The 20,381-nt window shown below is 68.7% G+C and carries 26 protein-coding genes; 13 read left to right on the top strand and 13 right to left on the bottom strand.

The window, feature by feature from the left end:
* Positions 1 to 75: 75 nt before the first annotated feature.
* From FN976_RS14675 to cynS, 11 genes are all read left to right on the top strand, one after another.
* On the top strand, positions 76 to 663 hold the full coding sequence (locus FN976_RS14675) for an LmrA/YxaF family transcription factor (protein ID WP_145893782.1): 588 nt from the start codon (positions 76 to 78) through the stop codon (positions 661 to 663).
* Positions 664 to 676: 13 nt separating this feature from the next.
* Complete coding sequence (locus tag FN976_RS14670; RefSeq protein ID WP_145893781.1) at positions 677 to 1,096, top strand: PaaI family thioesterase; 420 nt, start codon at positions 677 to 679, stop codon at positions 1,094 to 1,096.
* A gap of 121 nt (positions 1,097 to 1,217) precedes the next feature.
* On the top strand, positions 1,218 to 1,661 hold the full coding sequence (locus FN976_RS14665; protein ID WP_145893780.1) for a CBS domain-containing protein: 444 nt from the start codon (positions 1,218 to 1,220) through the stop codon (positions 1,659 to 1,661).
* A gap of 126 nt (positions 1,662 to 1,787) precedes the next feature.
* On the top strand, positions 1,788 to 1,979 hold the full coding sequence (locus tag FN976_RS14660; protein ID WP_145893779.1) for a hypothetical protein: 192 nt from the start codon (positions 1,788 to 1,790) through the stop codon (positions 1,977 to 1,979).
* A gap of 86 nt (positions 1,980 to 2,065) precedes the next feature.
* The gene (locus FN976_RS14655; RefSeq protein WP_145893778.1) at positions 2,066 to 2,533 is read left to right on the top strand and encodes a nuclear transport factor 2 family protein; all 468 of its coding nucleotides are present in this window, start codon (positions 2,066 to 2,068) and stop codon (positions 2,531 to 2,533) included.
* Positions 2,534 to 2,592: 59 nt separating this feature from the next.
* Positions 2,593 to 3,804 carry a sensor histidine kinase gene (locus tag FN976_RS14650; RefSeq protein WP_145893777.1) on the top strand — a complete coding sequence of 404 codons (1,212 nt, stop codon included), beginning with the start codon at positions 2,593 to 2,595 and terminating at the stop codon, positions 3,802 to 3,804.
* Positions 3,794 to 4,444, top strand: a complete 651-nt coding sequence (locus FN976_RS14645; protein ID WP_145893776.1) for a response regulator — start codon at positions 3,794 to 3,796, stop codon at positions 4,442 to 4,444. Before FN976_RS14650 ends, FN976_RS14645 begins: the two co-directional genes overlap by 11 nt.
* Before the next feature lie 216 nt (positions 4,445 to 4,660).
* Positions 4,661 to 6,028, top strand: coding sequence for a CmpA/NrtA family ABC transporter substrate-binding protein (locus FN976_RS14640; protein ID WP_145893775.1), 1,368 nt, complete (start codon positions 4,661 to 4,663; stop codon positions 6,026 to 6,028).
* Entirely contained in the window at positions 6,025 to 6,882 is an 858-nt protein-coding gene (gene ntrB / locus FN976_RS14635) for a nitrate ABC transporter permease (protein ID WP_145893774.1), read from the top strand. The genes FN976_RS14640 and ntrB overlap by 4 nt, the downstream gene beginning before the upstream one ends.
* Before the next feature lie 76 nt (positions 6,883 to 6,958).
* Positions 6,959 to 7,801, top strand: a complete 843-nt coding sequence (locus FN976_RS14630) for an ABC transporter ATP-binding protein (protein WP_145893773.1) — start codon at positions 6,959 to 6,961, stop codon at positions 7,799 to 7,801.
* 18 nt (positions 7,802 to 7,819) lie between these two features.
* Positions 7,820 to 8,263: a cyanase gene (gene cynS / locus FN976_RS14625; RefSeq protein ID WP_145893772.1), complete on the top strand. Its 444-nt coding sequence runs from the start codon at positions 7,820 to 7,822 to the stop codon at positions 8,261 to 8,263.
* Between the two features lie 2 nt (positions 8,264 to 8,265).
* On the opposite strand, the gene FN976_RS14620 is transcribed toward cynS, so the two are convergent.
* The 4 genes from FN976_RS14620 to FN976_RS14605 all read right to left on the bottom strand — a co-directional run bounded on the left by FN976_RS14620 (position 8,266) and on the right by FN976_RS14605 (position 11,375).
* Entirely contained in the window at positions 8,266 to 8,535 is a 270-nt protein-coding gene (locus FN976_RS14620) for a KGG domain-containing protein (protein WP_145893771.1), read from the bottom strand.
* Between the two features lie 140 nt (positions 8,536 to 8,675).
* Positions 8,676 to 9,047 (bottom strand): thioredoxin domain-containing protein, encoded by a 372-nt coding sequence (locus tag FN976_RS14615; RefSeq protein WP_145893770.1) that lies wholly within the window; start codon positions 9,045 to 9,047, stop codon positions 8,676 to 8,678.
* A gap of 19 nt (positions 9,048 to 9,066) precedes the next feature.
* Positions 9,067 to 10,689, bottom strand: coding sequence for a phosphoethanolamine transferase (locus FN976_RS14610; protein WP_145893769.1), 1,623 nt, complete (start codon positions 10,687 to 10,689; stop codon positions 9,067 to 9,069).
* Positions 10,686 to 11,375, bottom strand: a complete 690-nt coding sequence (locus FN976_RS14605) for a phosphatase PAP2 family protein (RefSeq protein ID WP_145893768.1) — start codon at positions 11,373 to 11,375, stop codon at positions 10,686 to 10,688. The genes FN976_RS14610 and FN976_RS14605 overlap by 4 nt, the downstream gene beginning before the upstream one ends.
* Before the next feature lie 61 nt (positions 11,376 to 11,436).
* Between FN976_RS14605 and FN976_RS14600 the strand changes: the two genes are divergently transcribed.
* The gene (locus FN976_RS14600; protein ID WP_145893767.1) at positions 11,437 to 12,120 is read left to right on the top strand and encodes a response regulator transcription factor; all 684 of its coding nucleotides are present in this window, start codon (positions 11,437 to 11,439) and stop codon (positions 12,118 to 12,120) included.
* On the top strand, positions 12,117 to 13,436 hold the full coding sequence (locus FN976_RS14595) for a histidine kinase dimerization/phospho-acceptor domain-containing protein (RefSeq protein ID WP_255440428.1): 1,320 nt from the start codon (positions 12,117 to 12,119) through the stop codon (positions 13,434 to 13,436). The genes FN976_RS14600 and FN976_RS14595 overlap by 4 nt, the downstream gene beginning before the upstream one ends.
* Here the strand turns inward: FN976_RS14595 and FN976_RS14590 are convergent.
* The 9 genes from FN976_RS14590 to FN976_RS14550 form a co-directional block, all read right to left on the bottom strand.
* Positions 13,415 to 13,960 carry a phosphatase PAP2 family protein gene (locus FN976_RS14590; RefSeq protein WP_186510905.1) on the bottom strand — a complete coding sequence of 182 codons (546 nt, stop codon included), beginning with the start codon at positions 13,958 to 13,960 and terminating at the stop codon, positions 13,415 to 13,417. The genes FN976_RS14595 and FN976_RS14590 overlap by 22 nt on opposite strands.
* Positions 13,961 to 13,996: 36 nt before the next feature.
* A complete protein-coding gene (locus FN976_RS14585) occupies positions 13,997 to 14,668 on the bottom strand; it encodes a histidine phosphatase family protein (protein WP_145893765.1) in 672 nt (223 codons plus the stop codon).
* Positions 14,669 to 14,758: 90 nt separating this feature from the next.
* The gene (locus FN976_RS14580) at positions 14,759 to 15,397 is read right to left on the bottom strand and encodes a LysE family translocator (protein ID WP_255440427.1); all 639 of its coding nucleotides are present in this window, start codon (positions 15,395 to 15,397) and stop codon (positions 14,759 to 14,761) included.
* 2 nt (positions 15,398 to 15,399) lie between these two features.
* Entirely contained in the window at positions 15,400 to 16,368 is a 969-nt protein-coding gene (locus tag FN976_RS14575) for a threonine dehydratase (protein WP_145893813.1), read from the bottom strand.
* Between the two features lie 2 nt (positions 16,369 to 16,370).
* On the bottom strand, positions 16,371 to 17,003 hold the full coding sequence (locus tag FN976_RS14570) for a LysE family translocator (RefSeq protein ID WP_145893763.1): 633 nt from the start codon (positions 17,001 to 17,003) through the stop codon (positions 16,371 to 16,373).
* Complete coding sequence (locus FN976_RS14565) at positions 17,003 to 17,680, bottom strand: VOC family protein (protein WP_145893762.1); 678 nt, start codon at positions 17,678 to 17,680, stop codon at positions 17,003 to 17,005. Before FN976_RS14565 ends, FN976_RS14570 begins: the two co-directional genes overlap by 1 nt.
* A complete protein-coding gene (locus tag FN976_RS14560; RefSeq protein ID WP_145893761.1) occupies positions 17,681 to 18,547 on the bottom strand; it encodes a PhzF family phenazine biosynthesis protein in 867 nt (288 codons plus the stop codon).
* A 2-nt stretch (positions 18,548 to 18,549) separates the two neighbouring features.
* Positions 18,550 to 19,170 (bottom strand): glutathione S-transferase family protein, encoded by a 621-nt coding sequence (locus FN976_RS14555; protein WP_145893760.1) that lies wholly within the window; start codon positions 19,168 to 19,170, stop codon positions 18,550 to 18,552.
* 2 nt (positions 19,171 to 19,172) lie between these two features.
* The gene (locus FN976_RS14550) at positions 19,173 to 20,375 is read right to left on the bottom strand and encodes an aminotransferase-like domain-containing protein (RefSeq protein WP_145893759.1); all 1,203 of its coding nucleotides are present in this window, start codon (positions 20,373 to 20,375) and stop codon (positions 19,173 to 19,175) included.
* Between the last annotated feature and the right edge of the window lie 6 nt (positions 20,376 to 20,381).

Raw genomic sequence — 20,381 nt, 5'->3', positions numbered from 1 at the left:
ATCAGAGAAAGCTCTGGATTCCCGCCTCCGCGGGAATGACGGCGCGGTATCTAGACCAGTCTATATAATGGTCTCATGGACGCCCGCCTCCTCATGGACTCCCCCCGCGACCGCATGGTCACGGCGGCGATCCAGGGCATGCGCAGGAACGGCCTGGCCGGCGCCGGCATCAACCAGGTTGTCGCGGCCAGCGGCGCGCCGAAGGGTTCGCTGTACCACTACTTCCCCGGCGGCAAGAACCAGCTCGCGCAGGAAGCACTGGAGCGCTTCGGTGAGGAGCGCCGGGCCGCCCTGATGAAACTGGTGCAGGGCGCGGGCGATGCGCCAGCCCGGCTGCGGCGGCTGTTCGCCTCGCTCGCCAAAAGCCTGGAGAAGGAGGACTACGCCTTCGGCTGCGCCGTCGCGGGCGTCGCGCTCGACCTGCAGGCCGACTCCGCTCCGCTGGGGGCCGTCTGCACGGCCCAGCTCGACCTGTGGACGGAGGCGCTGGCGCCGGCCTTCGATCCGCTGCCACCCGCCCGGCGCCAGGCCTGGGCCCGATTGACCATCACCACGTTCGAAGGCGCCCTGATGCAAGCGCGCGCCCGCCGCAGCCGCGAGCCCCTGCTGGAAGCCGGGGAGTTGCTGGCCGAAGCCGTGCGCCACGAAATCTCATTGGCCTGAAGGAGGAACCCCCTTGTCCGCATACCGCCCCGAACTGACCCCCGATTTCTTCAACGGCCGCAGCCCCGGGCACCTGCCCGGGCTGCTGGGCATCCGCATCGTGGCGGTCGGCCAGGGCTTCCTGCAGGCGGAGCTGCCGGTGCGCAAGGACCTGATGGCGCCCAACGGCTTCCTGCACGCAGGCACTGTCGTCACCCTCGCCGATACGGCCTGCGGCTACGCGTGTTCCGCCCATCTGCCGGCCACCGCCAAGGGCTTCACCACGATCGAGCTGAAAAGCAACCACCTGGGCACCGCCCTCGAAGGCGTGATCGAGGTCGACGCGCGGGCCGTCCACCTGGGCCGGACCACCCACGTCTGGGACGCCACGGTCAAGCACCGCGACACCGGGAAGACGATCGCGCTGTTTCGCTGCACGCAGATGGTCCTTTGAAGTCGACGGCGGCGGCGTCCTACGTCCACCCGCGCGGCGGACCACAACGCGCGCCACCGGGCCGGCCGATAGTGGGCGGACCGCCGGCGCTTCGCCGCGCGGATCCCAAGGAGAGATGCGAATGACCACAGTGGCCGAAGTCATGACCCGGGGCGTCCGGACCCTGACCCCCAACGATTCCGTGGTTCAGGCTGCGCAGGCGATGGACGAGCTGAACGTCGGCGTGATCCCGGTTTGCGAAGGGGAGAAGCTGGTCGGCATGGTGACCGACCGCGACATCGTCGTGCGCGGCGTCGCGCAGGGGGGGGAGTTGAAGACGACCAAGCTGGCCGACGTGATGAGCGCCCATGTGCGCTGCGCGCAGGAGACCGACGACGTCGAGCAGGTGCTCAGCGAGATGGCCGAAGCGCAGATTCGCCGTCTGCCGGTGGTGGACGGCAACCAGCGGCTGGTGGGCATCGTCAGTCTGGGTGATATCGCAGCCAAGGGCGGCAGCATGGACGACACCGAGGTGGCCGCTTCGCTCGGCGACATCTCTTCGCCGGCGGAGCCCGATCGCGGCTAGCAGCTCGCGGATGCGAGGGAGCCGCGTTGGCGGCTCACCACAGGGCGCACGGTATTCGCGTGCGTTGTGTGGAACTTCACAGCACTGAAATACAGGCATGCCTAAAATTCAAGCATAGGCAAGCACATGCGTTTCTCCTCCATCTTCCATCTCCCCCTGACGCAGCGTCTGCCTGCGCAGGCGGCGCAGCATGCGTTGACGGAGCCGGTGCCTTCCGAATTCCGCACGTCCGACGCCGCGCCCCTGGGCGCCGACCTGCCGGACGACCTCGACCAGCGTGTTCGCCTCATTGGCGAATGGCAGCTGGGCGAGGGCTGATTCGCCTCCGTCCTCACTTCCCGCGTCTTCCGTTTTCTTGATCCCGCGCATGGGACCGGGTTTTCCCTGCATGGCACAGTCCGCGCATGGACACCAAACCCCCACTGCCGCCCTTCACCCCCGAAACCGCCGCCCGCAAGGCCCGCATGGCCGAGGACGCCTGGAACACGCGCGACCCCGACCGCGTGGTCCAGGTCTACACCGAGGACACGCGCTGGCGTAACCGAGCCGAGTTTCCGGTTGGCCGTGAGCAGGTGCGCGCCTTCCTGCAGCGCAAGTGGGCGAGGGAGCTGGACTATCGCCTGATCAAGGAGGTCTGGGCCTGCACCGGCAACCGGATCGCCGTGCGCTTCGCTTACGAGTGGCATGACGATTCGGGCCAGTGGTTCCGCAGCTACGGCAACGAGAACTGGGAGTTCACCGACGCCGGCTTCATGGCGCGGCGCTTCGCCAGCATCAACGACCTGCCCATCGCCGAAGCCGACCGCAAGTTCCATTGGCCGCTGGGCCCGCGCCCCGACGCCCACCCGGGTCTGAGCGAACTCGGGCTCTGAGCGGTGCGCGCCACCGCGGCGCGCACCAAACTGGCACAGGCCTTGCACGCCACGGCGGGATGACCGCCAGCGCCCAAGTGCTCGACCCTGCCACCGCCTTGCCGGTGCCGGCGGCGCAGCCGCTGTGGCAGCACCAGCTGGGCCTGTTGCTGGAGTCCACTGGCGAAGGCATCTTCGGCATCGACCTCGGCGGCCACTGCATGTTCATCAACCGCGCCGGCGCCCGGATGCTCGGCTACGAAGCGGCGCAGGTGCTTGGCCAGAACATGCACGAGCTCACCCACCATTCGCACGCCGACGGCTCGCACTACCCCGACACCGACTGCCCGATCTTCAACGCATTCCGGCGCGGTCTGCCCTGCCGCATCGACACCGAGGTGTTCTGGCGGCGCGACCACACGGCGTTCCCGGTGGAGTACTCCAGCCACCCCATCGTGGACGGCAGCGAGGTGCGCGGGGCCGTCATCACCTTCGTCGACATCACCGAGCGCAAGCGCGCCGCCGACGCCCTGCACCAGGTCAAGACCGAGCTGGAGCACCGGGTGGCCGAGCGGACGCGGGAGCTGTCGGCTGCGCTGGACCAGCAGCGGGAGCTGGCTGCCTACTCGGAAAAGGTACGCGAAGAGGAGCGCACCAGGATCGCCCGGGAAGTGCACGACGAACTGGGCAGCCTGCTGGTGGCGCTGAAGATGGACGTGAACTGGCTGGACAAGCGGCTGGCGGAACAGCAGGCGCGCGCCGCGGACGAAGCGCAGGCCATGCGCGAACGCATGCGCAGCAAGTGCCAGAACATGAGCCGGCTGATCGAGAACGCCGTCGACAACGTCGGCCGAATCATCACGGACCTGCGTCCCAGCATCCTGGACCACCAGGGCGTCTGGGCGGCGCTGGAGTGGCAGGCGCACGACTTCGTGCAGTCGGCCGAGTTGGCGCTGGACTGGGACATGCGCGTTCCCGAGGCGCCCGACCTGCCGGAGCCCATGGCCATGGCGGTGTTCCGCATCTTCCAGGAGATGCTGAGCAACGTCGGACGGCATGCCAGGGCGAACCGCGTCACGGTGCGGATCGCGGGTGACGCCGAGCTGTTGCGCATCACCGTGGAAGACGATGGTTGCGGCGCCGCGCCGGAAGCCTTCGAATCGCCCACGGCCTATGGCGTGATGGGCATGCGCGAGCGCGCCAGGCACTTCGGCGGCCACATCGCCATCGCCAGCGAAGTGGGCCAAGGCTCCACCTTCACCCTCGTGATGCCTTTGCCCCATGCCGCCTAAGCGAATCCGCGTCCTGCTGGGGGACGACCACCGCATCGTGCGCGAAGGCCTGAAGCAGGTGCTGGCGGACGCGCCGGACATCGACGTGTGCGCTGAAGCCGTGGACGGGGACGAGGTGCTTCGCCAGGTGGAGGCTCGCATCGGCGACGTGGGCCTGGACGTCGTGCTGCTGGACATCGCCATGCCCGGCCGCGATGGCCTGGAAGTGCTGCAGGCGCTGCGCAAGGCCTGGCCCCGGCTGCCGGTGCTGATGCTCTCCACCTACCCGGAGCGCCAGTACGCCGTGCGCTGCATCAAGCTGGGCGCGGCAGGCTACTTGAACAAGAGCGCCGACCCGGATGACATGGTCGCCGCCGTGCGCAAGGTGGCGGACGGTGGTGTCTATGTCACGCCGGCCACGGCCGAAGCCCTGGCCAGCGTGGTCGGCGGCGCGAGCGCCAAAACGGGGCCCGAAGCCTTGTCGCATCGGGAATACCAGGTGTTCCGGCTCCTCACTTCGGGGCACAGCGTGAGCGAAATTGGTGCGCAACTGCAGCTGGCGCCCAACACGGTGAGCACCTACCGGGCCCGCATCCTGGAAAAGACCGGGACCAAGAACGACGTGGAGCTGGCGCTGTATGCAGAACGCCACGGAAAGTAGTCCCCCGGGCCTGTCATTGCGGGCTTGACCCGCAATCCATCAGCGCACGCCACGATGGATCCCGGATCAAGTCCGGGATGACAGCCCCTTTGGACAGCCATTTTGTAGGGCTGCCACTACAAGCCCTCGTGCCGGCTTCCGCGATTTGCCGAATGGGGGCCGGGCAGGCGCAACGCTTGCAAGTGCTGGCACATCTTCTTCGAAAAGGTGCGCCCCATGTCCCAACGCTACGACGCCTACGACGCCGACCGTCCCCTGATGCTGCGCTGTGCCTGCGGCGAGGACCACGCGCCCACCGAGCACGGCGCCGCCGCTGCTGCGACGCCGGACCAGTTATCGGCCCAGTTCGTCGAGGCCAGCCTGATGAAAGCCATGTTCCCGGTCGATGCGGTCCGGCGCGGCTTCCTCAAGGCCGTCGGCGCGAACACCGCGCGCGCCGCCATCGCCTCCGTGCTGCCGATCGGCGCCTTGCAAGCCATGGCGCAGGACCGCGGCCCGCTGGAGAAGAAGGACCTGAAGATCGGCTTCATCGCCATCACCTGCGCCAGCCCGCTGATCATGGCCGACCCCCTGGGCTTCTACAAGAAGGAAGGCCTGAACGTCCAGCTGAACAAGACGGCGGGCTGGGCCCTGATCCGCGACAAGATGATCAACAAGGAGCATGACGCTTCGCACTTCCTGTCGCCGATGCCGCTGGCCATGACCATGGGCCTGGGCTCCAACCAGGTGGGCATGAACGTCGCCAGCATCCAGAACACCAATGGCCAGGCGATCACGCTGCACGTGAAGCACAAGGACAAGCGCGATCCCAAGTCCTGGAAGGGCTTCAAGTTCGCGGTGCCGTTCGAGTACTCGATGCACAACTTCCTGCTGCGCTATTACCTGGCGGAGCACGGCATCAACCCGGACACCGACGTGCAGATCCGCGTGACACCGCCGCCGGAGATGGTGGCCAACCTGCGCGCCGGCAACATCGACGGCTTCCTCGGCCCGGACCCGTTCAACCAGCGCGCCGTGTACGACGAAATCGGCTTCATCCACATCCTGTCCAAGGAGATCTGGGACGGGCACCCCTGCTGCGCCTTCGGCGTCAGCGACGAATTCATCAAGCAGAACCCGAACACCTTCGCGGCGCTGTACCGCGCGATCCTGACCTCGTCGTTCATGGCCAGCCAGCCCAAGGACCGCGACCTGATCGCCAAGGTGATCGCGCCGACGCAGTACCTGAACCAGCCTGAGACCGTCATCGCGCAGGTGCTGACCGGCAAGTTCGCCGATGGCCTGGGCAACATCAAGAACGTCCCGGACCGCGCGAACTTCGACCCGGTGCCGTGGCAGAGCATGGCCGTCTGGATGCTCACGCAGATGAAGCGCTGGGGCTACGTGAAAGGTGAGGTCAACTACAAGCAGATCGCCGAGAAGGTGTTCATGCTGACCGACGCCAAGAAGCAGATGGCTGTTGCCGGCTTCAAGCCGCCGGAAGGCGCGTACAAGAAGTTCAAGGTGATGGGCAAGGAGTTCGACCCGATGAAGCCCGAGGACTACGTCAAGAGCTTCGCCATCAGCAAGGCGAGCGCTGCGTGAAATCGATCAACGTGAAGGCGGCGCTGGTGTCGGTGCTGCTGTTCCTGGTGTTCCTCGGCATCTGGCATGTCGCGACGCGTTCGTCGGCCACCGCGGGCCCGGGCGCGGCCATGACGGCCGAGCAGATCGAGTACGCCAAGATGATGGGCAAGGACGTCGGCTCGCAGAAAACCACCGGCTTCCCGACGCCCGCGCAGATGGGCGGAACCTTCGTCAAGCAGCTGTCGGACCCGTTCTACGACAACGGACCCAACGACAAGGGCATCGCCATCCAGCTGGCGCATTCGCTGGGGCGCGTGGGCCTGGGCTTCCTGCTGGCGTGCCTGGTGGCGATCCCGCTCGGCTTCGTCATCGGCATGTCGCCGCTGCTGCAGAAGGCGTTCGACCCGTTCATCCAGGTGCTGAAGCCGATCTCGCCGCTCGCCTGGATGCCGCTGGCGCTGTACACGATCAAGGACTCCAACGTCTCCGGCGTGTTCGTGATCTTCATCTGCTCGGTGTGGCCGATGCTGATCAACACCGCATTCGGCGTGGCCTCGGTCAAGCGCGAATGGCTGAACGTGGCGCGCACGCTCGAAGTGCAGCCGCTGCGCAAGGCCTTCCTGGTGATCCTGCCGGCGGCGGCGCCGACCATCCTGACCGGCATGCGCATCAGCATGGGCATCGCCTGGCTGGTGATCGTGGCGGCCGAGATGCTGGTCGGCGGCACGGGCATCGGCTACTTCGTCTGGAACGAATGGAACAACCTCTCGCTCACCAACGTCATCTTCGCCATCCTGGTCATTGGGGTCGTGGGGATGCTGCTGGATCTTTCGTTCGCGCAACTGCAGAAGATGGTGACGTATGTGGAGTGAACGCAAAGAAGCGGCCGTCATCCCGCAAATGAATGTCATCCCGGGCTCGACCCGGGATCCATCGGGGAGTGTCGACATGCCACCATGGATTGCGGGTCAAGCCCGCAATGACAAGGTCTCGGGTTTCCTGAAGATCGAAGGCCTCGCCAAGACCTTCGTGCCGGGCAAGCCCGTGTTCGACAACGTCAGCTTCACGCTGGACCAGGGGGAGTTCGTCTGCATCATCGGCCACTCGGGCTGCGGCAAGACCACCATCCTGAACGTGCTGGCGGGGCTGGACCAGGCGAGTGCCGGCCACGTGTTCATGGACGGCCGTGAAGTCGTGGGCCCGGGCCTGGAGCGCGGCGTGGTGTTCCAGAGCCACGCGCTCATGCCGTGGCTCACCGTACGCAAGAACATCGCGTTCGCGGTGGAATCGCGCTGGCCCGAATGGACGCGCGACGCGGTCAAGACGCACGTCGAGAAGTTCGTCGCGATGGTCGGCCTCTCCGGCGCGATCGACAAGAAGCCGGCGCAGCTGTCGGGCGGCATGAAGCAGCGCGTGGGCATCGCCCGCGCCTTCGCCATCCAGCCCAAGATGCTGTTGCTCGATGAACCTTTCGGTGCGCTGGACGCGCTCACGCGCGGCACCATCCAGGACGAGCTGATGTCCATCGTGCGCGAAACGCACCAGACCGTCTTCATGATCACGCACGACGTGGACGAGGCCATCCTGCTGGCCGACCGCATCCTGCTGATGTCCAACGGCCGCGAAACCCCTTCGGGCTATGCGCCCGGCGGCATCGCCGAGACCGTCACCAACACGCTGCCGCGCTCACGCAACCGCGCGGGGCTGCACCACTTGCCCGGCTACTACGAGCTGCGCAACCACATCGTCGACTTCCTCGTTTCGCGTGCCAAGGCGGGCGAGGACCACTGAACCCCAGAAGGAGCCAACATGAACCGCAACGACGTCACCGAGAAGATCATCACCACCAAGGTGCAGAAAGGCATCAGCTGGGCCGACGTGGCCAGCAAGGTCGGCGAGTCCAAGGAATGGACGACGGCCTTGTGCCTGGGCCAGATGACGGCGAATGCCGAGCAGGCCAAAGTCCTCGGCGACATCTTCGGCCTGACCGAAGACGAGCAGAAGTGGCTGAAGGTGGTGCCTTACAAGGGCTCGCTGCCGACGTCCGTGCCGACCGACCCGCTGATCTACCGCTGGTACGAGATCGTCAACGTCTATGGCGCCACGATCAAGGAGTTGATCCACGAGGAGTTCGGCGACGGCATCATGAGCGCGATCGACTTCTCGATGGACATCAAGCGCGAACCCGATCCCAAGGGGGACCGGGTGCGCGTGGTCCTGTCCGGCAAGTTCCTGCCGTACAAGACCTACTAGCCTCAGTTCGAGCTGCTGCTGTCGCTGCCGTTCGACGAATTCGAACTGCCGCTGCTCGACGCATTCATCGCGTTGCGGCGGTTCTGGCTGCGTGCCTGGCCGCCCTTGCGTCCGGCTTCACGCGCCTCTTCGGACGTGAACTCATGGGCCGTGCCCTTCTCGTGCGCGGCGCGCCCGCCTTCGCTGGCGATTTCGCGCTGGCGCTGCGGGTCCATCGAGGCGAAGCCCCGGTTGGATTTGCCGCTCGAGCTGCCCTGGTTGTTGGAAGCCATGTGTGAATCTCCTTGAAAGCAAAAAAAAGTTGGAAACTGCATGTCCGGGCTCGGCCGGTCCATGGTCTGATTGAGCTTGCAAGTACGCACTGCGCTCGTCAGGCGCGTAAGCAGGCGCATGTAGGATCGCCCCTACCCCATCAGGTGGAAGTTCGGGGCAGTACTTCTGGTAACAGGCGTTCAAGCAGCGCCTGGGCGTCGCCCGGCAGTAGTGCCGGCTGGTTCTCGAGGGCGGAAGCGAGACGTTCCAGCGCCGCCTGCGATGGCCCGATCGCGCCGAAGAACAAGGCTTCTCGCCCGCGCGCGATCAGCACGGAAGGGAAGGTCGTGATGTCGACGCCGCCCATGGCTTCGTCCTCGTCCTCCACGTCCACCCAGGCGAAGCGCCATTCGGGATGCGCCCGCGCGGTGGCGAGGAAGGCAGGGCGCCAGTCACGGCAGACGCCGCACCATCCGGCGCACAGGGCGATCACCCAGAGCCGTGGCCCGATTTCCCGCGTTCCTTCGTCCATGCCGGCAGTTTGCCAGCGATCAATGGGACGCGCAGCCCGCGTACGCGTCCAGCGGCCTCCGGTAATCCGCCGTGCCCACCTGCACCAGGCCCAGGACGGAGTGGAAGTAGTGGTCGTGCGTCACGCGCGCGGCCGCGTGGGCGCGCAGGCACTCCGTGGTCATGCCGCTGCGCTGCTCGAAGGCCGGTGACAGCCAGGTGATCCAGGGGACGTGCTTCTGCACGTCCGGCGCGATCGCGTAGGGCATGCCGTGCAGGTAGAGGTTGTTTTCGCCCAGCGACTCGCCGTGGTCGGCGACGTAGACCATCGCGCCGGCGTAGTCGTCGCGGCGCTTCAGCCAGCGGATGGTGGTCCCGAGAACGTGGTCGGTGTAGGCGATCGAGTTGTCGTAGGCGTTGCGCAATTGGTCGCGCGTGCAGTCCTGCAACTGCACGCTCCGGCATTCGGGCAGGAACCGCTTGAAGGCCGTGGGTGACCGCGCCGCATAGTCCGGCCCGTGGCTGCCCATCTGGTGCAGCACCAGCACGACGCCGCGGGCGCTCCGTTCGGCCGGCAGGGCGGCCAGGCGTGCGTCCAGGCCATCCAGCAGGACCTCGTCGAGGCATTCGCCCTGGGGGCACAAGGTGGGGTGGGACGCGTGCGAGGTGTTCGCGCTGGCGACGCGATCGCAGACCCCTTTGCAGCCGGACTGGTTGTCCAGCCACAGCACGGCCAGGCCGGCGCGCTGCAGAACGTCGAGGAGGTTCTCGTGGTCGTTGTTCCGCGCCTCGAAGGCTTCCTTGCCCAGGTGGGAGAACATGCAGGGCACGGATTCGGCCGTGCTGGTGCCGCATGACCAGGCGTTACGCCAGCTCGCCACGCCGGCCGCCGCCAGTTCCGGTGTGGTGTCCCGGGCATAGCCGTTCACGCCGAAGTTGCCGCTGCGCCCCGTTTCACCGAGCACCAGCACCAGGAGCACCGGTGGCCCGGAGGCGTCCAGCAGCCGCGCGTCCGTGCCGATGGACTGGATTCGCGTCCGGTCGCGGCGCCACGGCTGCGCGGCCACATGGCCGAACGCATAGAGGGTGTTGAGCGGGTTCAGCAGGTAGCGCAGCGGCTTGTGGTTGCGCATGGTCGAAGCCAATGGCTGGAACGAGGCGAAAACGACCAGGGCTGCCACGAGCAAGCCGAGGGCCGCGACACCGAGGTTGCGCAGGGCCTGTTGGGGAACGGGCGCATAGGCGGCCGGGCGCCACAGGATCCAGGCCGCGGGAGTGCCGGCCAGCACGGCGAACGTCAGCAACAGCGCGGGCGTCCACAGCGCGCCGGCTTCGCCGCGGTCGGTTTCCAGGGCGCTGCGAACCATCCCGGCGTCGATGACGACGCCGTACGCCTGCATGAAGTACGCGCCCGCGGCGGCGGTGGCGAGCACCAGGAGCAGCGCGGGCTTCAGCGTCCAGCGCCAGGCCAGCAGACTGAGCAGCGCCACCAGCGTCCCGCCCATGGCAGCCGCGAAGGCCAGGGCCAGCCACCAGCCGCCCGGGCGTTCGAGCAGGCCGAGACGCGACAGCTCTGTCCAGAGCGGGACGTTGGCCGCGGTCGCGAGCCACGCGCTGGTGCCCAGGACGAGTTGCAGCGGCCGTCGGGGTCGGGGCTGCGTCATCTCAGTCCGCCTTGCGCGGGCGCGCGGGAGCCCACCTGGACGGCCCAGGTCACGCACCAGCAGATCCACGCCGTCCACAGCGTGTGGCTCAGAAAATGCGCGCCGCGCGCCTGTTGCGCCAATCCGAAGACCAGGCCGGTGCCCAGGGCGCCGGCCAGCCAGATGCGGGCGACGCGAGCGTCGAGGTCGCGGAAAGCGAACCAGCCCCCGACGAAGCTGAAGCCCGACGCCGCATGGCCCGCGGGGAAGCAATGCCCGCTGCCGCCGTCCGGCATCCACTGCCAGTGCGGGACGAAGTGCGCGACACCGCCGAAGGCGTTCAGGTCCCAGGGACAACTCGCCGGGCTGAGGCGCTTCAAGGCAGTGACGGTGAACGCCGCGGCCAGCGCCCCGCCGGCCAGGCGCAAGCGTTCGCCCGAACGCAGCCGGGTGAGCGGCCCGAGGGGCCACCACACCCCCACGCTCAAGACGACGGCCACGAGCCAGCCGAGGCGCCGTCCGCCGTCGTGCAACACGTCGACCAGCAGCCAATGGTCGCGCAGCGCGAAGCCGTCAACGCCGCTGGCCAGCCGGGCCACCGCCATGTCGAGGCCCGATGCATCCCAGGCCAGCAAGGCGGTCAACGCGGCCAGCGTCCACACGCCATCCCGATGCCGGTGCCCCGGCGCAAGTCTTCCTTCCGTCATGGGCGGGATGCTCGACAGGTCCGCTTAAGCCAGCCTTAAGGCGCTGCCGGACAATCGGCCCATGCGCGTGCTGGTGGTGGAAGACGATCCGGGCATTGCGGCGGGGCTGCAGGCACACCTGCGGGCGCAGGGCTGGGCGGTGGATACCGTGGAGGGCATCGCGCCGGCCTGGGCGGCGCTGCTCACGGAGGATTTCGACCTGATGCTGCTCGACCTGGGGCTCCCCGACGGCGACGGCCAGGACCTGTTGCGGCGCTTGCGGGCCAACCCGGCGGGCCGCCGCCCGGACAACGGCATGCCGGTTCTGATCATGACCGCACGCGACCAGGTCGCTTCGCGCATCGCTGGCCTGGACTCGGGCGCCGACGACTACCTCACCAAGCCGTTCGATGCCGACGAACTGGCGGCCCGCATGCGCGCGCTGCAGCGGCGCGCCGCCGGCCGGGCCCGGGCGACGATCACCTGCGGCGAACTCGAAATCGATCCGGCCGCCCGCAGCGTCCTGCGCGCGGGCGCGCCGGTGGACTTGTCGGCGCGTGAGTTCGCGGTCCTGCAGGCGCTACTGGAGGCGCGGCCGCGCGTGCTGTCGCGGGCGCAGATCGAAACCAAGCTCTATGACTGGGACCACGTGCTGGACAGCAATGCCATCGAGGTCCACGTGCACCACCTGCGCCGCAAACTGGGCGAACAGGTGATTCGCACCGTGCGCGGCGTCGGCTACTACGTGCCCGCGGAGGCCGCGTGAGCAACGCCCCCACGCTCACCCGGCACCTTCTCACGTGGACGCTGGGTGCGCTGGTCCTGGTCTGGGCAACCTTCATCGGCGTCGGCTACCTCACCGGCCAGCACGAGGCCGATGAACTGACGGACGGGCACCTGGCGAGCGCGTCCGCCTTGCTGCTGGCTTATGGCGGCAACGGTTTCGTTCCCACCACCCCGGTGCCGGCCACCACCCCGCCCGAGCTGAAGGCGCACGACTACCAGCAGTCGATGAGCGTGGTGGTCTGGGATGCGGCCGGCAAGGTGGTGACGCGATTCGGTGCGGCCCCGCTGCCGGACTTTTCGGCCGATGAGGGCTTCGCGACTTTGCCACTGGGCCGGCCGGCCGCGGACTGGCGCACCTTCTCGCGCTGGGACGCGCGGCACGACCGCAAGCTGATGGTGCTGCTCTCCCTGCGCGAGCGCGACGAACTCGCCGCCGACATCGCGGAGCAGGTCAGCGAGCCGGGGTTGTGGCTGCTGCCCGTCGTCGCGATCGTGCTGGGCCTGGCCATCCGGCGGGGACTGCGCCCACTGCACGACGTGACGAGCGCCATCCATGCACTGGATGTCCACCACGCGCAGCCACTGGCACTGCAGCCGCGGCACCGGGAACTGGCGGGCACGGTGGAGGCGATCAACCTGCTGGTGGAGCGCTACCACGCCGGCCTGGCGCGCGAGCGGGCGCTGGCGGGCGAGCTCGCCCATGAATTGCGCACGCCGCTGGCGGCGCTGGCCCTGCAGGCGCGCGCGTTGCGCGATGCGCCCTCCGGCCAGGTGTCGGCGCAGGACTTGGCGCGGCTGGAGGCGGAAGCGCTGCGCGCGGGCGACGTGCTGTCGCACCTGCTGGCGCTGGCGCGTGCCAGCCGCACCGAATTCGAGGAGGCGGCGCAGCCGGTGGACCTGGCGGCCTTGGCGGGACGGCTCGTGGCTGAATACGCGCCGCGCGCCCACGCGGGTGGGCGCGAACTGGCGTTGCTGGAGGGCGGCGCGCTGGAGGTCGACGGCCATGCGCTGTTGCTGGAACTGGCGCTGCGGAACCTGGTCGAGAACGCGCTGCACCATTCGCCCACCGGCAGCCTGGTGGAAGTGCAGGTCAACGGACCCGGGCGCTGGGTGCAGGTGAGCGATCAGGCCGCGGGTCCTTCGGCGCCGGCCCCCGGGGGCGGCGAGGCCGTCCAGGTGCTGGGAATGGGGCTCGGCCACCGCGTCGTCGAGAAGATCGCGGCCGTGCACGGCGCCCGCTTGGAACTCGACGACGGCACGCGTGGGCGCACCAGCTACCGGCTCGTCTTTGCCTGACGGCGGGCCGGGACCGCGAGGCACAACATCAGCCAGAGCGTTCCCAGCAGCATGCCCGCGAGCACATCGCTCACGAAATGCACACCCAGGTAGAGCCGCGACACGCTCACCCACAGAGTCATGAAGACGGCGGCCACCACGACGGCTGCGCGCCACGCGAGCGGCCTGCCGCGCAGCCGTGACAACAGCCAGGCCGCGGCGAAGCTGTAAAGGGCGGCGGTGCCAGCCGCATGGCCGCTGGGGAAGCCGTAGGTGTCCAGGACCAGCAGGGGCTGCTCCACGACCGGCCGCGCGCGCTGCACCACGTTCTTGACGCCGACGTTCAGCAGCATCGCTCCCGGCACGCCGGCGACCAGAATGGGGATCCAGCGCTTGTCCCCGGTGCGCCAGAGCACACCCGCCAGCGCCGTGACCATCGCCAGCAGGCCGAGCGTGCCATGCACGTACGTCACGAACAGCATCGCCTGCGTGGCCCACGGCACGCGGTGCGACTGGAACCAGGCGTGAACGATGTCGTCGATCATGGGCGCGCTTGCTGCGCCCATTCTGCCGCGCAGGTCCTAGGAGTATGTGACCCAGTCGTTGTATTTCGCGTCGTCCAGGTGCGGGATCCCGTTGTAGGTCAACAGCATGTGGCGCTTGGGCGTGAACGCGAACTCGGTGATCGAGGTGTTGCGGATGCGCAGGTTCAGCTCGATCGTCGTTTCCGCCGGCGTGCCCAGCACGTAGCCGACCGCCGTGGAGATCGGCCCGCCGCTGGTGACCACCAGCACGTTCTTGCCGTAGTGGTTGGCGCGCACGTGGTCGAGCGCGCTGGACACGCCGGTCACGAAATCGGTGTAGCTGGGCATGCCGCGCGGGCTGACCACGCCGGACATCCATTGCGACAAGCCGTCGCGCAGCAGGCGGAAGTGATGCCGGTACATCTCGGGCGAGGTCGGCTTCTCCAGCTTGTGCGGATGCACGGTCGCGATGACGGCCTCGCTGTCGTACTCGTTCAGGCCCTCCCACGAGAGGTGCTCGCCCGCGCGGTTCATGCCCTTCAGGATGCCTTCCAGCGTCTGCTTGTGGCGGCGCAAGGTACCGGCGATCAGGCCATCGAAGTGGATGCCCTTGTGCGCGAAGTATTCCCCCACGCGCACGCTCTGCTTGTGGCCGAGCTCGCTGAGGTTGTCGTAGTCGGCGGCGCCGAAGGACGCTTGGCCATGGCGGACGAGATAGAGGGTGCCCATGCGGCAAATTCTGGCAAACCTGCGCGCCGCCGCAGTCCCGGCCGCGACTGGTGAGGCGAAAAGGGCGTCCCGCCCGCGACTGTCCGGGATTCAGGCGCCGGGGGGCCGTGAAAGGAGCATGCGCAACCCCGCGTAACCGAAAATCAGCGCCAGCGCGCCCTCGAACCAGCGCCGCAGGCGGGCATAGACGCGTCGCGCCGGCGGTGCCGAGAACAGGAGCGCATAACCCATGAACACGCACAGGCCCAGCACGGCGCAACCGGCGACGACCCGCGCCGCATCACTCGCGCGCGCGCCGGCGGGCAACGCCATGGACACGATGGACATCCACACGAAGATGGCCTTGGGATTGGTCAGGTGCATGGCCGCGCCGCGCAGGAACTCGCGGCCCGGGCTCTCGCTGCCGGGTGCCTGCGCCGGCGCCGGCGCGTGCGAGGACCAGGCCGAGCGCGCCGATTTGAGCGCCAGCCACAGCAGGTAAAGCCCGCCAAGGATCTTGAGCGCGACCAGGGCCTGCGAGTACGCGGCCAGCAGCGCCGACAGGCCGAACAGGGCGGCCAGGCCCCAGAACCAGGAGCCCATGACCACGCCGGCTGCCAGGTACAGCGCCGGCCCGCGGCCGGCGTTCATCGCCGTCGCCATGATCGCCAGGTTGCTTGGCCCCGGGCTGGCGGTGCCGACCAGATAGGCCGACCAGGCCAGCAGCAGATGCGCGGGGAGCTCGGCCACCTTCAGCCGCCGGCCAGGACCTTGGCGAACACGGCGCTGTCCACGTTGCCGCCGGTCAGGGCGAAGCCGACGGCGCGGCCCTGCAGGCGCTCGCGTTGCTGCATCGCGGCCGCCAGCCCGGCGGCACCAGCGCCTTCGGCCACGTTGTGCGTGTCGGCGAACAGGATGCGCATGGCCTCGGCCACTTCGGCGTCGGTCACGGCCACGATCTCCTCGGCCTCGCGCAGCACGATGTCCAGCGCCTCCTGGTCGGCGATGCGGCAGGCCATGCCGTCGGCCAGCTCCGTGGTCACGGCGGCTTCAACGACGCGGCCGGCGCGGAAGGAATCCAGGAAGGTCGTCGCGTGGGCAGATACCACGCCCACCAGCTTGCTCTTGCGGCCGGTGGAGGCACGCGCGGCCGCGGCGGAACAGAAGCCGGAACCCTGGCCGAGCGGCACGTAGACGACTTCAGGCTCCTCGCCAGCCGGAAAGCTCTCGAAGAACTCGACCCAGTAGGTCATGACGCCTCGCACCAGCTCGCGGTGGAACGAGGGCACCATGTGCAGCCGCTGCTCTTCGGCCAGTGCGATGGCGAATTCGCGCGCCGCCTGGAAGTCGTCGCCGTGCTCGAGGAGCGTGACGCCGAGCGCACGCATGGCCGCGTTCTTCTCGACCGAGTTGCCGTATGGCACGACGATGGTGGCGTCCAGGCCGTAGCGGCGGGCGCCCCAGCCGACCGACTGGCCGTGGTTGCCGCGCGTGGCCGACACCACGCCGCGCAGCGTGGGCTGCTCGCGGGCCAGCCAATCGAAGTAGGTCATGCCGCCGCGCACCTTGAAGGCGCCGGCCGGCGTGTGGTTCTCGTGCTTCACCCAGACCTTCATGCCCAGGCGCTGGCGCAGCAGGGGCCAGGCGAACTGCGGGGTCGGCGGCACGAACGCGGCCACGGTGGCGCGGGCGGCCGCGACTTCCTCGCGGGTGAAGATCATGTTCATCGAGGCTCCAGCAAGGCCATGCGAACGGCGAGCACGCCCAACACGCTGCCCATCAGGTAGCGCTGGACCGCCAGCCAGCGGCTGCGGCGCGCCAGCACGTCCGCGATGCGCGCGGCGCCAAGCACCAGCAGCGCGTTGACGCTCCCGCTCACCAGCACCTGGATCATTCCGAGTTCCAGGCTCTGGACGAGCACGCTGCCACGCTCGGGGTGCAGGAACTGCGGGAAGAACGCCAGGTAGAACATCGCGACCTTTGGATTGAGCAGATTGGTGAGCAGGCCCATGCGGAACAGCCGCCCGGGCGAATCCAGGGCCAGCTTGCGTGCCTCGAAGGGCGTGCGGCCCCCGGGGCGCAGCGCTTCCCAGGCCAGCCAGAGCAGATAGGCGGCGCCCGCCAGCTTGATGGCGTCGAAGGCAATGGGCGCGGCGAGCAGCAGCGCGGTGAGGCCCAGCGACGCGGCCAGCAGGTGCACCACGAAACCGACCAGCACGCCGCCCAGCGAGATGAGGCCCGCTCTGCGGCCCTGGCTGAGTGAGCGAGACACGCAATAGACCATGTTGGGGCCGGGGGTCAGCACCATCACCAGCGCGGCCACGGCGAACCAGCTCAGTTCAGTCAACGTGAGCATCAGAGTCCCTTCGATTCGAGCTTGATGCGGCCGCGCGGCGTGTCGAGCGCGGCGCAGAGGTTGGGCGGGCCGTCGTGCACGGGGACGCCTTCGAGGCCGATGGCCGCGTAGGCGGCCCGCAGGCGCGCCGCGTCCGGATGGCTCACGCCCAGCGAGTGCAGGGTCACGCGCGATTCCGGCATGCCAGCGGCGGGATGGGCTTCGCCCCATTCGATCAAGGTCGGCAGCAGCCCTTGGCAGAGCCGCTGGCCGTCGTCACGCACCGTGATCTGCCACTCGAGCAGGCCGCGCGGTGTCATCCGCGATGCGCGCACCACCTCCCCGCGCTCGAAACCGGCTTGGCCGAACGCCTGCAGCGCTTGCGGCAGCTGCGGCACGTTGGCCACGAAGTGGATCAGCCGCGGACCATCCCGCTTCACGCTGTCGCGCAGCGACTCGTCGTCCAGGTCGAACCACCGGTGCGCGCGCTGTGGCTGCTTGCCGGGATGAACGGCGATGATCTCGAAGTAGGCCCGCGGGTAGTCCACTGTCGCGATGCGCAGCAGGCGGTTGTGCGTGCCCATCAGCGGGTGCTCGCCGCCTGGGCCGGGGGCGACACCCAGCGTGGCTTCGCACCACGCCGCGCCTTCGTCGAGGCTGGCCGCCGCGACCACCAGGTGATCGACGCGGGCGGTCATCTAGAGCTCCACCGTGCCGTCGATGCACGTGACGGAACTGCCGCCGATCCAGATGTCGCCGGCGGCATCCCTTTGCACGTGGACCCGGCCTGCGCGGCCGAGTGCCGTGCCCTGGCTCGCGATGTAGCTGGCCGGCGCGTGCCCCGCACCGATCAGCCATTGCGCCAGCGCGGCGTTCAGGCTGCCGGTGACGGGGTCCTCGGCCATGCCGTTGTTGCCGGGGAAGAAGGCGCGGACTTCGAAGGCGCATTCGTCCCCAGGGCTGCGGGACCCGACCACGCCGACCTTGCCGCGCGGGCCGACCACACCGATGTCCAGGCCGGCCAGCACCGTGGCGTCCGGCTGGAGGGCCAGCACCTGCTCCGCCGAGCGCAGCATCACGCCGCGCCAGTTCGGTCCGTTGTCGCACCAGGCGTGGTCGGTGATGTCGTCGCGCGCCACGCCGAGGCCTCTGGCGATCAGCGAGACATCGGCTTCGGGCAGGGGGCCGCTCTTGCGCAGCGGCGGCGCGGCGAAGGCCAGGCGGTCCCCGTCGCGCTGGAGCTTCACCAGGCCGATGCCGCATTCCTGCACGACGTGGCCGGCCTTCGGTCGCCCCCCTGCTTGCAGCCAGGCGTGGCAACTGCCCAGCGTGGGATGGCCGGCGAAGGGCAGTTCGCGGCCCGGGCAGAAGATGCGCACGCGGTAGTCGGCGCCCGCCTGGGTCGGCGGCAACAGGAACGTGGCTTCCGACAGGTTGGTCCAGTTCGTGAAGTGCTGCATGTCCTCCGTCGAGAGGCCCTGGCCGTCCAGCACCACCGCGAGCGGATTGCCCAGATAGGGCACCGCCGTGAACACGTCGACTTGCTTGAAGGGTCGTGTCGTCATGGTCAGCTCAGGGGAACGTCGAGGGCGCCGCGCGCGGCGGGCCGCCCGCACAGGCCTTCGTACCAGCGTTGGAGATACGGACGGTGCGGACGTTGGAGCGGCAGGCCCCACCAGCGGTGGATCTCGCAGGCGATGGGCACGTCGGCCATGGTCACCGCACCGCCGGCCATGTACGGCCGGCTGGCGAGAAGCGCTTCCAGCATGTCGAGAAGCGGCTCCGTCGCGGCAATGGACGCGTCGATCGCGGCCTGGTTGCGCTGCTCCGGCGCCACCCGGATCAACTGGATGAAGGCCTCACGCCCCGCCGGGTTCAGCGTGGTCTGCTGCCAGTCCATCCAGCGCTCGGCGTCGAAGCGCTGGCGCAGGTCCTGCGGGTAGAAACCGCTGGCGCCATGGCGCGCGGCCAGGTAGCGCACGATGACGTTGGACTCCCACAGCGTGAACTCGCCGTCTTCCAGGAGCGGCACCATCGCATTCGGGTTCTTCGTCAGGTACTCCGGCGTCTTGACGATGCCGAAGGTCGCGCCGGCATCGACGCGCTCGAACGGCACTTCGAGCAATTGCGCCGCGAGCACGACCTTGCGGACGTTGATGGAGGAGATGCGGCCCCAGATCTTCAGCATCCTCACGCTCCCTGCGCTTCGCGGATGGCCGCGGCGAGTGCCGCGATGCCGGTGGCGATCTGCTCTTCGCTGGCGGTCACGAACGACAGGCGCAGCGCGCGCGCGTCGGGCTCGTCGGCGTAGAAGGCGGCACCCGGGACGAAGGCCACGCCCCGGTCCACCGCCTCGGGCAGCAGGTCGACAGCGTTCATTCCGGCGGGCAGCCGCGCCCACAGGAACATGCCGCCGTCAGGCGTGTTCCATTGCACGTCCAGGCCGGCCATCTCACGCCTCAGGGCGGCCAGCATCGCGTCGCGCTGTGCCTTGTAGAGCGCACGGATGGTGGGCACGTGGCGGTCCAGGAAGCCGTCTTTCAGGACCTCGGCCACCATGCGCTGGTTGAAGCTGGGGCTGTGCAGGTCGGCGGCCTGCTTGGCCTGCAGCAGCTTCGGCAGGATGGCCGCGGGCGCGACGAGATAGCCGAGGCGCAGGCCCGGCGCCAGCACCTTGGAGAAGGAGCCGAGGTAGATCGAGCCCTCCGGATTGCGCGCGGTCAGGGGCGCCGCGGGCGGAGCGTCGAACCACAGGTCGCCGTAGGGGTTGTCTTCGATCAGTGGCAGGCCGAGCCGGGCCGCCGCGATGCTGAGCGCGGCGCGCCGGGCCTCGCTCATCGTGCGGCCGGTGGGGTTCTGGAAATTCGGCAGCACGTAGAGGAAGCGCGCGCCCGGTGCCTTGCGCTCCAGGTCGGCGACGTCCACGCCTTCGGCGTCACTCGCCACGGAAACCACCTTCGGCTCCATCGGCGTGAAGGCCTGCAGCGCGCCCAGGTAGGTGGGCGTCTCCACCAGGATGCGGCTGTCGGTATCGATCAGGACTTTGGCGACCAGGTCCAGGCCTTGTTGCGAGCCGGTGGTGATGAGCACCTGCGCCGGATCGACGTTCCAGGGCAATTGCGCGGCGACGGCTTCGCGCAGGGGCCCGTAGCCTTCGCTGGCGGCGTATTGCAGCGCAGAGCGGCCGTCTTCCCGCAGCACCTTGGCGCAGGCTTCGGCAAAGGCATCGACCGGGAAGGTCTTGGGCGAAGGCAGGCCGCCGGCGAAACTGATGATGCCGGGCCGCTCCGTGACCTTGAGGATCTCGCGGATGACCGAGGGGTTCATGCGCTCGGCGCGGCGGGCCAGCGTCCAGGTGGCGGAGGTGGTCATGGGCAGGTCGTTCAGTTTCATGGCAAG

The sequence above is a fragment of the Caenimonas sedimenti genome, from assembly GCF_007833165.1.
Lineage (GTDB): Bacteria > Pseudomonadota > Gammaproteobacteria > Burkholderiales > Burkholderiaceae_C > Ramlibacter > Ramlibacter sedimenti.
Note: the sequence above shows the minus strand (reverse complement) of the source record. Positions and strands in the feature narration are given on the sequence as shown.